Here is a 12862-nt window from a genome sequence, read left to right as displayed (position 1 = left end):
GGAGTCTAAACAATGTCAGGGAATAATGAATTGAACAACTATTATAATGAAATGGAATTTTGGAGAACATATACCCAGTATTCCGCAAATAAAGCAGCGGGCAAGCAAGTGCTTATTATCGGCTCACAAGAGCCTTTGCCTGATCTTCTTTCCTTGCTTGAACAGAAGGGCTGCTCATCTACTGTCCTGCTAGATCAAGAAATAGAGCCTCCCGTTCAGGCGATTAGCGAAGGACAAGTTCAATTCGTCTACGACCTTAGTGAAATCGATCAAAGTCTCTCATTTACTGATGTTATTGTATACTCCAAAATAACCCGGCAACAAAGCCTAGCCGGGTTATTTACTCTCATTTCTCCTTTTCTTAAGGAACAGACAAAGCTTGTCTATTACTATGATTTCTTAACAGAAGATGATGAGGCAACAATCTCTGAACTTAAAGATTTGTCTTTGGAACAGAAGCTTTCTATTATAGATACAAAGATTCTAGATGAGTATGTATTTTTCACAAGCGAAGTAAATCCATACATAAAAGTCAGTGAAGAGCCTGAAGAAACAGAGACTGGCAAGTGGCTAAGGGTTACTCAGGATATTCTTTCCCATGTGAAAGAAAAATATCAGGATGTAGATAAAGCTGAAGGATCTGAGAGTAATGTTGATCGTTTTATTGAAGCCGAGACGTTGAAAAAGATGGTAAGCTATCGTCTTCAAATGAAAGAACTTGAAGGAATGGTGTCTCATCTTGAGCGCCAAATCGGAAAGGAACAGCAAAAACAAAAGAAACTAAAGAACTTATTAGATAAATCTAATAAAGTCCTTGCCGTACATAAAGAAAATGCATCAGCAAGGTACAGAATCGGCGACGCCATTATTAATTCTATGCGATCTCCCAGGAAGATGCTTGGCTTGCCTCGTACGTTGTATCGTATTTATAAGCAGACAAAAAACGGAGAGATCGTTCCTCGAAATGCGTCTTCCCAGCAGCAGAAGCAAGAAAAGGTGCAGCCAATCTCCGAAACAAAAGAGACGATTGTATTTGTACCAACAAATGGAGCAGGTCTTGGCCACTTAACGAGACTCTTGGCCATTGCCAGACGAGTGAAGAAGCTGGACCCCAATAAAGAGATCGTTTTCCACACGACAAGCTCGGCGATGCACTTGATCCTTCAGGAAGGCTTTTTGGGATATCATTTGCCGTCCAAGATGCTCTTCCCGAAAGAAATGACTGCGAAGCAGTGGAATCAAATGCTGCACAATCATTTAAATGATGTCATTGATCTGCATCAGCCAGAAATGATTGTGTTTGACGGGGCATTTCCCTACGCCGGCTTAGTATCCTCCATGAGAAAAGATGAAGGAATCAAAAAGTACTGGGTAAAACGAGGTCAGCATAAGGAAGGCACAGCTGAGCTTGTTTCTGAGAAAGAAAAGTACTTTGACCGAATTCTTGTGCCAGGAGAAGCGGGAGCAAGCGGCAACATGGAAACACAGGATAAAGTGGTCCACAGTGAACCCGTTATCTATTTGGATAAGGAAGAGCTTGTCGGAAGAGAAATTGTACGGAAAAAGTGGAATATTCCTGAAGATGCAAAGCTTGTTTATGTACAGCTTGGTGCCGGGAATATAAATGATATTAATTCCACGATTTCTATTTTGCTGAGGGAATTGACAAGCCGGGAAAATGTCTATGTAGTCGTAGGTGAATCTATTATTGGAACACGGATTGCTGTAGATATGGAAAGAGTCATGACAATTAGGGATTATCCTAACTCCATGTATTTTGGAGCGTTTGACCTGGCTATTTCAGCTACCGGGTATAATACGTTCCATGAGCTTATGTACTTTGGTGTGCCGTCTATCTTCCTGCCTAATGAGAATACGAAAACAGATGATCAGGTGGCCAGAGCAAATATTGCAGGCGACGCAGGAGCTGCGATCGTATTAAGAGATCCGAGTGAAGATGATTTCAAAGAGGCTATTGACCGTGCATTAGACCCAGAGATTAATGAACAAATGAGAGAAAGCACGAAAAAGCTTGTTCAAATTAACGGTGCAGACCAAATTGCAAGAAAAATCGTGGAAAGCTAGCTTTTACGATGGTAAAGTGAAGAAAAAGCATAGGTAAGGAGGTTCTCTTTTGCCAAAAAAGAAGATATTAGTATCCATTGCTTTTAATAACTGGGGATTACAGGATAAGGAAGAGAAAAGGCTGACAAAAGAGTGGATTGATTACCGGATGGAAGTGTTCCAGACATTCACTTTAAAGAGCTTAAAGAACCAGACCAACCAGGACTTTATTACGTTTGTACAGTACGATCAAAGGTCAGAAGAACTGGTGCAGGATGCATTAAACCAGTATGAAGAACTTCCTGAAAACATAAAGTTTGTTAAGAAATCAGCGTTCAACACGCTTGTAAACAAAGAAGTGGAAGGGCATGACTATTTCTATTTGGTACGAATTGATTCTGATGACATGTATCATAAGGATCATATTGAGTATTTGCACCAGCATGACCCTACAAATAGCGATACAGTAGTGATTACTAATAAAGTCGGCTATATTTATGACGCTCCTCAAGACAGGCTGGCTACAATTGATCTGCCGTCACCGCCATTTTATACAATCATTTATGATGCAAACGAGTACCTTGAAGGTAAAAGAATTAAGCTTAAGGGCCATTTATCTGTCCAAGAGCTTCCTCATGAGGAAATTACCGATAGAAGATACTTAGTCATCATTCACCAGAGCAATACGTCAACAAGCTTTGAAAATGCTTATGACAAACAAGAAATTGAGGATACAGTTGAAAAAGAAGAAATTCTTGAGTGGTTTTTTGGGAAGAAGAAAGTAAGCTGGATGGATAAACTGAAATCCAAGCTTTTTAAAAGATAGTTCATAATTTGTAAGAATTAACAACAGAAACCTTCTTGCTAAATTCTTTAAGATGGTATATCTTATGGAAGCGGAGCAAGGAGGTTTTTTATGAGCAAGAAAAAAGTAGTTAATGAGATTAACTACATCCGGGCGTTTGCGTGTTTGAGCATCGTGTTTATACATGCAGTGACTGTGGCAATAAATAGTGTAGCGATTAGTGGTGAGCTAAGAAGCTGGATGCAGACATTTCAAGTTGCATTGATGTTTGCTACACCTCTTTTTATATTAATTTCTGAGTTTCTGCTGGCATACGCCTACCCTAAACAAGTACCAAAAAATTTCTTTGCTAAAAGGATTCAATTTATTCTTCTGCCCTACATCAGCATAGGGCTCATTTACGGACTGTTTGATATATGGTATGCAGGCGGATCATTATCACTGGCCGGATACTGGGATAAGGTCTGGAACATTCTTGTTTTAGGTTCCTGGTACGGTTATTTTGTCTTGATTATCTTTCAATTTTATATTCTTCATAAATTATTTGCTAAGCATTTATATAAGGCAAACCCTTTGATGATTCTATCAATCTCCTTTTTAGTAAATGCAGCGTATCTCTCAATCTTTTATTTTATGGATCCTGTCGCTGGAATATCGGAAAGGTTTTGGGAGAGGCATTCGATCATTCCATTTCCAGGCTGGGTATTTTATTTTACAGCTGCCTATTACGCAGGGAAAAATTTTGATCAAGTGAAAGCCTGGCTTCAAAAGAATATTGTCTGGGTAACCGCCGGTGGTGCCGGTTTATTGATGTTCTTAGTGTTTAACCACAGAGCAGGCATCGTTACAGACGTCTCTTCCAAGAGAGTGGATTTGCTGTTATATACTTGCGTGGTTATGGCCCTTCTTTATTACGTGTTTACGAAGATCAAGCCCTTTCCAAAATGGGCTGTGCTAATCAGTAACTATTCATTCAGTATTTATCTTATTCACTTTATGATTCTGCGGGCGATACGAAAGCTCACTGATCAGTCGGTTGATATGAACCTTGCGGTGTATACCTTACTATTATTTTTTGTAGGAGTTATAGGATCTATAGTGATTGCATATATGATGAACAAGCTTCCATTTGGATCTTATGTCGTGGGTAAAGTAAATAGAATAAAATACACTCCGCCAGTTCAAAGAGAAGAGCTGCAGAAACCAAAAGCAAGTTAATAATATAGTAGGAGAAGAATACGGTTCGTGCAATGCATGTACCGTGTTCTTTTTTCTTCTATAGAAATAGACTGAAAGGCTCATAGATAATTAGCAAAACAATGTCCCGGTGTACTACTACTTTGTAAGCCGGTGTATTTATTGTTTTTAGCAATTGTCAAAAATGATGTAAAAAAAGACTCACTTAGTTGGTAATAGATGTTAAAATAAAAGGTAGAAAGTAGTTAATAAAATAGATTTTCAGCAAAGAGGAGAAGAAATGAAAAAGAAAATAGTAGCTGCTAGTGTGCTTTTTTTATGCCTTTTTCCACTAGACGATGCTTTCATGGAAGATGGCATGGTAAAGATACTTGTGGAAAAAGAACCGGAAGCTGATGAGACTGTCACACCATTTACCAAGGATAGTAATGAAGAAACACAAAGAATAGATGACCAATACGATATTGTTGAGGTAAGTGAAGAGGAAGTAGAGGAATTTTTAGAAACGAAAGAAGCAGAGAATGTATATGCGGAAGCAGAACAGCCTCTCATTCGTTTCTCTACCCCTAATGACCCGCTGCTGTCCACTCAGGCGGTTGACCTTAACTTAATGAACGCCTACAGTGCCTGGGAGAGCTATCAGCCAACAGGAAAAGCAGTCACAGCGATCTTAGACAGCGGAATATATCAAGCCCATGAAGACCTTGGATCCAATGTGATAAAAGGGAAAAACTTCGTACACAGCAAAGGAAGTGTGGAAGACATAGATGGTCATGGAACTCATGTGGCTGGAATCATCGGGGCAGTCACAAATAACAACAGGGGAATTGCCTCTTTGTCAAAAGGAAAGGTCGATCTCCTTCCCTTGAAAGTGTTAGAGGGGGAAAAAGGAACGACGTTTGATTTGGCTGAAGCAATATTTTATGCCGCGAATCACGGAGCCGACGTGATTAATATGAGCCTGGGCTTTGAGAACTACTCTCGGTATGTAAATGAGGCCGTCCAGTATGCCAATGATCAAGGCATTTTGATGGTCGGCGCGTCAGGGAATAAAGGCATGGATAAAGTAGACTTCCCTGCAGCCTTTCCTGAGGTATTAGCAGTAGGCTCTTTAAATGGAAGGAATACATCCTTATCTTCCTTTTCAAATTTCGGAGCAGAGATTAAGGTAGTCGCACCAGGGTCAGAAATCATGAGTACATATATCGGATTTCCCGGGTCTTATAAGAAAATGAGCGGAACCAGCATGGCTGCCCCTCAAGTTACCTCTCTCGCAGCTATGCTAAAGGCACAAGAGCCTTCCTTAGAAGGGAGCCAGCTTAGAGAGATCATAGAGGTTCCTGCAAAAGACATTGGTCTTAGCCAGAAGTTCCCGTTAATAGATGCGGAGCAATCACTTTCTTACTTACAATCTAAAAATCGAATATACGGAAGCAATGCCATACAAACCTCTATAGAAATTGCCAAAGCAGGCTGGGAAAAGAGCAGTGAGAAGACAGGAAGTTTTCAAGAGAGCGAAGGGAATTTTGCTATTTTAGCTACCAATGCTTCATTCCCAGACTCGTTAACAGGTACAAGGGCTGCCTATGAATTAAACGCACCGATGCTGCTGACAAGGTCAAATCGAGTCAGCCAAGAAACCTTGGGGGTTCTTGAGGAACTTGCCATTGATCACGTTGTACTCCTAGGAGGGCCAAATGCCATATCCCCAGCAGTTGAAACGGCTATCCAAAGAAAAGGATATACTACACACCGGCTGGCCGGGGACAATCGCTTTGAAACAGCCGTTCACATTAATAAAAAGTTAGGAAAGAAAACGAATAAAGTTATTATTGCTTCTGGTGAAAACTTTCCAGACGCGTTATCAGTAGCACCTTACGCAAGTAAGGAGGGGATTCCGATTCTCCTAGTGCGAAGAAATGCCATTCCAGAAAGCACGAAATCCTATTTAGCGGAGCTGAACCCATCTGAAACGATAGTCATTGGAGGTCCTAACGCCATCTCTGAGGAGGTGGTCAGCAGCCTTCCAAATCCTGTTAGAATTGCGGGAAGCAACCGTTATGAAACAGCTAGTAAAGTACACGATTACTTCAAAGGTTCAAGTAAAGAGCTGCTGTTTGCTTCAGGAGAGAATTTCCCTGATGCCTTATCTGGGGCCGCCTATGCTGCCAAACATAACAAGAGTATGCTCCTCGTAAGAAAGGAAAGAGCTACTCCGGAGACGGAACAGTATATTAAAAGCAGAGCAGGCACGGGATTGCAGTATGAAATCCTGGGAGGACCTAATGCGATTTCACCATCAAAGGCATGGAAGCTGGATCGATTGATGGGCAATCCCTTCCCTGCAAAAGAACACACTCAGGATCCAATTAGTAAGGAAGCAGGATAAATAAATGAAAAATCGTTTTAGTATGTTAGTAGTAATGATCAGCATGATCCTTGGGATAGGTGGATTCCTTTCTTTAGAAGCGGAGGGCAAAGAGAGCCATAGAATATACGGTGACAACCGTTTTGAAACAGCAGTGGAAATATCCAAGGAACACTGGGAGACTAGCCGGAAAGTAGTTCTTACGCAAGGTGGCAATTTCCCCGATGCCCTGGCAGGAGCTACTCTTGCCTATAAACAGCAAGCCCCGATCCTCCTGACGAGAAAAAGTTCGTTACCACCAGAAACAAAAAAGGAAATACAGCGACTGCAGGCAGAGGAAGTTATCATCCTGGGAGGCCCCATGGCGGTCTCAAATGAAATAGAAAAAGAATTAATAAATAGTACAGGGGTTTCGGTTACGAGGATCAGCGGAGAAAACAGGATGGAAACAGCTGAATCAATTGCTGATAGATTAGGAAAATATGAAAAAGCTATTCTTGTAAACGGCAGCAACTTTCCAGATGCCCTATCCATTGCCCCGATTGCTGCAGAGGCAGGGTATCCCATCCTTCTCACTCGTAACGGGAAAAGGGTGACCAAAGGCACTGAAAACAAACTAAATAAAGCAGAAGAGGTTTTCGTGATAGGCGGTCCTTCCGTTGTCTCCGAAGAGCTACGAAGACAGTTTTCAGGAACCCGTATCAGCGGAAGTAACCGGTATGAAACAGCGGCGGAAGTCATTAAGGAATTTCACCAGGACAATGGAAATATATTCATTGCTACGGGAACAGACTTTGCTGACGCGTTAACAGGATCAGCGGCCGCAGCAAAACAAAAGGGCGTTACCTTGCTCTCTGCACAAGATAGCTTTCCGTCGGCAAGCAGGAAGGTCTTACATGAAACACCTAAGGTTCATACTACCTTCCTTGGTGGGCCGAATGCCTTATCAGAAAGTGTACTAAACGATGTACAAAGCTTTCCTTCCTATCAAACAAGAGAACAGGGTGGAGACACAGTTATCTACTATTCTCCTCATCCTGATGATGAAATACTAACCATGGGCGTGGGAATAGCGAATGACTTGTACTACGGCCGTGACGTTCATATCATCCTGTTAACGCAAGGCAGGGCATCCGGGACTTACCAAAGAGTCTTAGCGGATCATCCCAGCCTTACTCCTCAAGAGTTCGGACAATCCAGAGTGATGGAGTTTATAGATGCGATGGAAAGACTGGGGCTTCCTGAAAGCAACTATGAAATCTATGACTTTAAGGATGGGCAGCTTCAAGTGGATGAGGTGAAGGAAGTAGTTAGGAAATATGAGGAAAGGTACCCTGGGGCCTATCACAAGACTTTTTCATATTATGATCCCCACCGGGACCATGTAGCTGCAGGAATAGCAGTCAATGAATTATATATCGACAAGGAAATAGAGAAAGCTGAATTTCACGTTTCCTCTTACCAGTTCCAAAATGTAAGTGGGGTTAACCTTCCTGTTTACGACAGGGAACGAGTCATAGATGCAGCTCACGCTTACATGTACTTATCACCCAGAGAAGGACGTTACTCAGTGGGGTACTCCTCAGTTCCCCATTGGTTTGACCGGTTAATTAAGAGACCGCAGGGGAAGGTGCACGGTCCTAATCAATAATGTCGGTGTCTTTTCATGGATCTTCAGCGCTTGCTTTTCCCACTGGCGTCTGATTTTTACCAACTTGATGACTGTGGAATCAGCCTATGACTTCAAGTAAATGATTTCGCTTATTAATGTAAGATAATCTGAAACTCTCTGCGATGATATAGGAAGTGGTTTTTACAGATGACTTTTTGGATGAAGACCTATTTTCATAAATATGATCTATTTTCTCCAAAAAAAATAGCAAAAAAGGTGCCGATTATCTTTATTTGATAATCGGCACCTTTTTCTTTTATGAGACTGTTTAGTTTCTAGGTTGACGGTGGAAATCTAAGATTCCTTGATAAAGAGCATTCGCAGCATCATCTCTAAACTGATTCGTTTTCATTCGGTTGGCTTCAGCGGCATTTGTTACAAAGCCAAGCTCTGCAAGAACTGCAGGCATTTCAGAGTTCAGAAGAACGGCAAAACCAGTGTTGATAAAGGACAAGGAACGATCTTCTTTCGCACCTCTGTCATTTGTCTGGAGAAGATAAATCATACGGCTTTGCACTTTTTCAGCAAGCTCTTTACTCTGCGCAGGCTCATGGCGGTGATTCCAGTAGGTTTCAGTTCCGTGAGCCGCAGAACCGGCAGCATTGGCGTGAATGCTGATAAACGAATGAGCATTTCTATCATTTGCTATTCTAGAACGGTTGCTTAAGGATACAGCGGTATCCGTATTTCTTGTCATGACCACAGTGGCACCGGCGTCTTTTAGCAGCTTCTCTAAACGAAGGCCAACATCAAGAACAAGCTCTTTTTCTTGTAGGCCGTTTGCTACTGCTCCAGGGTCACTTCCTCCGTGGCCCGGGTCAACAGCAATGACATGGCCGCGCAGGAGGTTGTTTTTACCGTCAATGTTCAAGTAGAAGGAATGGACAAAGGCTTTTTGACCTTCATAACGAATTTCTGCCCAGTCGCCGTCAAATGAGTAAATATCTACGGAAGATCCGTTTCTTAAACTTCCCAGGCTGCTTCCATTAGGTGTTCTTCTTACATTTAACGTAGAGGCGGCAACTTTTGCATGTGCCACAATCCCATCAGAAGGTTCAGAGCCTGAATCTCCTGGAGATGTCGTTTGAACATGTAAGAAGTTAGAAGAAACATAAGCCTTTTGCCCGTTATAGCGGATTTCAGCCCAGCTTCCTTCATAGGAATAAATAGAAACCTGACTTCCGTTAGGAAGAGAGCCAATAATTGTACCGCTTGGAGTACTTCTTACATTTAAGGAGCTGGCAGTTACAGTAGCTTCAGCAATCGCATCTTCAGATTCAGGTTCAGGACTCGGAGCTGGAGCCGGAGTAGATGATCCTCCGCTGCCAAGGACTGAATCAGGCAGAGCGTGAGGGCCTCCAAGGGCAAAAAGAGTGCCAGTTCTCCCGTTTAAAAAATTTTGTACGTCACTTCGTGCGCTTGAGTGGTGGCTTAGCACCACGGGAGCATTACGCTTGTGCGAAAGGCTGGCTGCTGCCACGGCATCTGGATAGTCTTCACCGTCGCTGCTCACAGAGGTTCCTCGTACGACAATTGTATCGTTAGAAAAAGAATACTGCTCCAGGGCTTTTAAGTTGGTTTCAAAGCGGTTGTCACCGGCAATTCTATCTACTTGAATTCCCTGCTGCTTTAAAGAGTTTTCAAGACTTGTACTGATCGCGTGAGGACCTCCAAGAATGGTTACATTTCTAACAGAGCTTGGAAGCTCTGTACGCAGGTGGTCAGTATTAGCCAGATAAATAGGTATGTTATTATTGGCTGCAATGCTTGATGCTGAAAGAGCATCAGCAATGGTGACCCCGTTTACCAGAAGGGCGGACTGGCTGTTGCCAAGACCTGCTTTTTTGTTGATTTCAAGGGCAGTTTCAGATCTATTGCTGCCTTCGATGCGTTCTACCGTGTATCCATGTTGTCTAACTCCGGAGACAACGGTGCTGCTGATCGCATCTTCACCACCCAGCACATACACTGTACGGGCGTTTAATCTTTGTAATTCATTAATGGTTTGAGAGTCCACCCGATTTGGGTAAGTCAGAAGGATAGGAGCGTCTTTTTCTCTAGAAAGACTTGAGCTGGCTAGTGCATCGGCAGGCACGTCAGCTCGAGCGAGAATGACAGCTCTATCCCCTGAGAGGCCATTTGGCCACCCTTCTTTTGAAATTTCGATCGCTGTGTCTATCCTGTTGTCACCGGCTAATCTCTTAATCTCACCGTTGGCTTGTGCGAAATGGGTGTTTCCGGCCAAAAGCGAGAGGAGAACAATAAATATAATTCCCAGCATGGGAAGGGGTTTGCGCATTTCTTTCCTCCTTTTCGCGAACGCGAATCATAAATGTACATATCTTTTAGCAAGCATTGCTTGGCTAAAGTAAAAAGCTTACCTTACTAGACTTTCAATTTGTTCTCTGGCAGAAGAATGAATCGCATGGTTTCCGCCAAGATAATAAAGGCTGTTAATCTGACTGCTTTGGTTTCTTAGATACGTAGAAATGACATCAGGAACCTGATTGCTTCTCGTTAATAAAATAGGTGCTCCTTCTTTGGCAGCAAGAGGGGAACCGGATAGTGCGTCGGCATAATCATCGCCTCTGGCGAAGAAAATTTTTTCAGGAGAAAGGTTCCATTGTTCTACGATTTTGATTGCTGTTTCAAAACGGTTATCCCCGGCCACCCGAGTAACTGTTGGTGCCAAGCTTTTCACTTCGTTCTCTATAGAGGACGAAATGGCATTGGGGCCGCCAATTATAAATACTTCCTGAATATTGTTATTTTCAATATAGCGACTGACTTCTTTGTTTACATTGCTGCGGTTGGCCGTGTAGAGAATAGGAATTTGTTCCGTGCCTGCTACGGTGGCAATCGTAAGAGCGTCAGGTGAAGCATTGACTCCTGAACTGTCACTGCCTGCGGTTAGTATCAGTTTATTAGAAGAACTGCCTACCTCATTAGCAATCTCATATGCTGTTTCAAGTCTTGTATCTCCTGCCACTCGAGTAGTAGCAGCGATAGACTGAAGCTCTCTTTCAGCATTTTCGGATATTGCATTAGGACCACCTAGCACATAAATGTGCGATGGAGACAGCCTTTTAATCTCTTCGATTACTTCCTTTCGAACTCTCTTTGTTTCTGACAGCAAAAGAGGAGCATTGTGCTTCTTGGCCAGAACGTTTCCTGTTAGGGCATCCGCTGTGCGATCGCCGCGGCCTACAACGACCGTATCCACTTCACCTGGGTTTTTCCAGCCGTATTGAGAGATTGCCACGCTTGTTTGGAAGCGGTTATCTCCTTCCAGGCTGGTGACTGAAAGAGGAGTAGAAGCTGTTTTTCCTTCAAGAGACGACCCATCATAATAGAAAGCGAGAATGTCCTGATAGCTTTGTCCTGCTTTTGCTCGTTCGTTAGCTCCGTGCTGGCTTAGGCCGACACCGTGCCCGAATCCGTGACCGGAAATGACAATATCACTGCTTCGATTTTGGACGTTTACGAGTGTACTTCTAAATTCCCCGGCACCCATCATAATCCGGAAAGGGTTCATTCTTTGGTTGATATTTTCTGTCATCACTCTAATGTTGTTACTAGAGTCGCGGACAAAGTTTCCTTTATTGTCCTTAGCAATAAAAGATACTCTTAAGGTCGCGTCCGTATGGCGTCCCCCGTCGTACCGGCTGTTTGATAGATTGAGAGATTCAATAGTTGTCAGTTTTATCTCGTAGCCCGAATACGCATTCCTTCCCTTTAGATGATTTTTAACTCCATTGACAAATGCTTTGCCGCTGTCTTTCTCTCTTACTTGCTGCCACCAGTTTTCGGGCTTTTTTAAGTCGCGAGAAGAAAGGTCGATCTGCGTCTTTTGGAGAGTTAAGCTCCAGGCGTTTTTGGGGTCATACGGATCTTCTTTTACGGAAAAGTAAGGAAGAGGGCTGCTTGACCAGACGTTAGCATTTGATTCTGTCATTCCGCCATTACTGGAAGAATAAAAGGTTTCTACTGGAGTGCCGTTATACGTCAGGATTTCTCCTTTTGTAGAATCAACCGCCTCAGAGGTGTTAGGGTGCCAGTCATATCCGCCATATACCTGGTCGGACACCGTGTCAACTAACTCTCTGTTATTACGGCTTGGATGGCTTGCGAACGTACGGGCGGCTACCGTTTGTGCTTTAAGAGCCTCTTTGTGCCAGCTCGCAGGCATTTCTCTAGGAACGACACCTTTTAAGTAATCTTCAAGGGGCAGGGTATTTACAGGGCGTATGTACTGTCCATCGACACGAAATGTCATGCTGCCCAAGTATTTTCTCCCTTCTACCGTGGTATAATGACTGTAATCATACCGTTCGGGAGTAAGGGTGAATTCCGTTCCTAATTCCCTTATCTTGCTTGATCCTCTATACAGCACTAACTGGTTTTGTTCCAGTTTCACTATATAGGACGATCCGCTGCTTAAAGAATCACTGTTTCCTGAGATGTTGTATGGATTGGATACTTGTATGTTTAGACTGTTTTTGTTTTGGATGTAGTTGTGAAGTTGGACGGAGACGTTTTTTTCTTCAGCTAGTAATGAAGTAGGAATTGTGATAAAGATACAAAATGCGACAAGCGAAACAATGAAAATACGAAAATACGGCAAAAACTTACCTCCTTATACAAAATTTTCTTTGAATCATAGATGATAGTACCATATGCTAGAAGAATATTGAAGATATGCATAGGAACATCGTTAGAAATGTACCGGTGACTAAAGTCCAGGTACTTCTTATAT

7 protein-coding genes are annotated in these 12862 nt (G+C 42.7%); 5 read left to right on the top strand and 2 right to left on the bottom strand.

Annotation, left to right across the window (positions count from 1 at the left end):
• Nucleotides 1-12: 12 nt before the first annotated feature.
• From CEF17_RS15650 to CEF17_RS15630, 5 genes are all read left to right on the top strand, one after another.
• On the top strand, nucleotides 13-2085 hold the full coding sequence (locus CEF17_RS15650; protein WP_100400357.1) for a glycosyltransferase: 2073 nt from the start codon (nucleotides 13-15) through the stop codon (nucleotides 2083-2085).
• 49 nt (nucleotides 2086-2134) lie between these two features.
• Nucleotides 2135-2890, top strand: a complete 756-nt coding sequence (locus CEF17_RS15645; RefSeq protein ID WP_100400356.1) for a glycosyltransferase family A protein — start codon at nucleotides 2135-2137, stop codon at nucleotides 2888-2890.
• Between the two features lie 90 nt (nucleotides 2891-2980).
• Complete coding sequence (locus CEF17_RS15640) at nucleotides 2981-4087, top strand: acyltransferase family protein (protein WP_100400355.1); 1107 nt, start codon at nucleotides 2981-2983, stop codon at nucleotides 4085-4087.
• Between the two features lie 259 nt (nucleotides 4088-4346).
• Entirely contained in the window at nucleotides 4347-6455 is a 2109-nt protein-coding gene (locus CEF17_RS15635) for a cell wall-binding repeat-containing protein (protein WP_100400354.1), read from the top strand.
• Between the two features lie 4 nt (nucleotides 6456-6459).
• Nucleotides 6460-8085, top strand: coding sequence for a cell wall-binding repeat-containing protein (locus CEF17_RS15630; RefSeq protein ID WP_100400353.1), 1626 nt, complete (start codon nucleotides 6460-6462; stop codon nucleotides 8083-8085).
• 289 nt (nucleotides 8086-8374) lie between these two features.
• Here the strand turns inward: CEF17_RS15630 and CEF17_RS15625 are convergent, their stop codons facing one another.
• Together CEF17_RS15625 and CEF17_RS15620 are read right to left on the bottom strand one after the other, a co-directional pair.
• Nucleotides 8375-10405: an N-acetylmuramoyl-L-alanine amidase gene (locus CEF17_RS15625; protein WP_100400352.1), complete on the bottom strand. Its 2031-nt coding sequence runs from the start codon at nucleotides 10403-10405 to the stop codon at nucleotides 8375-8377.
• Between the two features lie 78 nt (nucleotides 10406-10483).
• On the bottom strand, nucleotides 10484-12730 hold the full coding sequence (locus tag CEF17_RS15620; protein ID WP_100400351.1) for a SpoIID/LytB domain-containing protein: 2247 nt from the start codon (nucleotides 12728-12730) through the stop codon (nucleotides 10484-10486).
• Nucleotides 12731-12862 lie beyond the last annotated feature (132 nt).

Source organism: Bacillus sp. FJAT-44742 (genome assembly GCF_002797315.1).
Lineage (GTDB): Bacteria > Bacillota > Bacilli > Bacillales > Marinococcaceae > Thalassorhabdus > Thalassorhabdus alkalitolerans.
Note: the sequence above shows the minus strand (reverse complement) of the source record. Positions and strands in the feature narration are given on the sequence as shown.

What these genes read in the sequence shown, in the direction of transcription:
- CEF17_RS15650 (WP_100400357.1), top strand. Translation starts at nt 13, where the DNA reads ATGTCAGGGAATAATGAATTGAACAACTATTATAATGAAATGGAATTT.
- CEF17_RS15640 (WP_100400355.1), top strand. Translation starts at nt 2,981, where the DNA reads ATGAGCAAGAAAAAAGTAGTTAATGAGATTAACTACATCCGGGCGTTT.
- CEF17_RS15635 (WP_100400354.1), top strand. Translation starts at nt 4,347, where the DNA reads ATGAAAAAGAAAATAGTAGCTGCTAGTGTGCTTTTTTTATGCCTTTTT.
- CEF17_RS15630 (WP_100400353.1), top strand. Translation starts at nt 6,460, where the DNA reads ATGAAAAATCGTTTTAGTATGTTAGTAGTAATGATCAGCATGATCCTT.
- CEF17_RS15625 (WP_100400352.1), bottom strand. Translation starts at nt 10,405, where the DNA reads ATGCGCAAACCCCTTCCCATGCTGGGAATTATATTTATTGTTCTCCTC.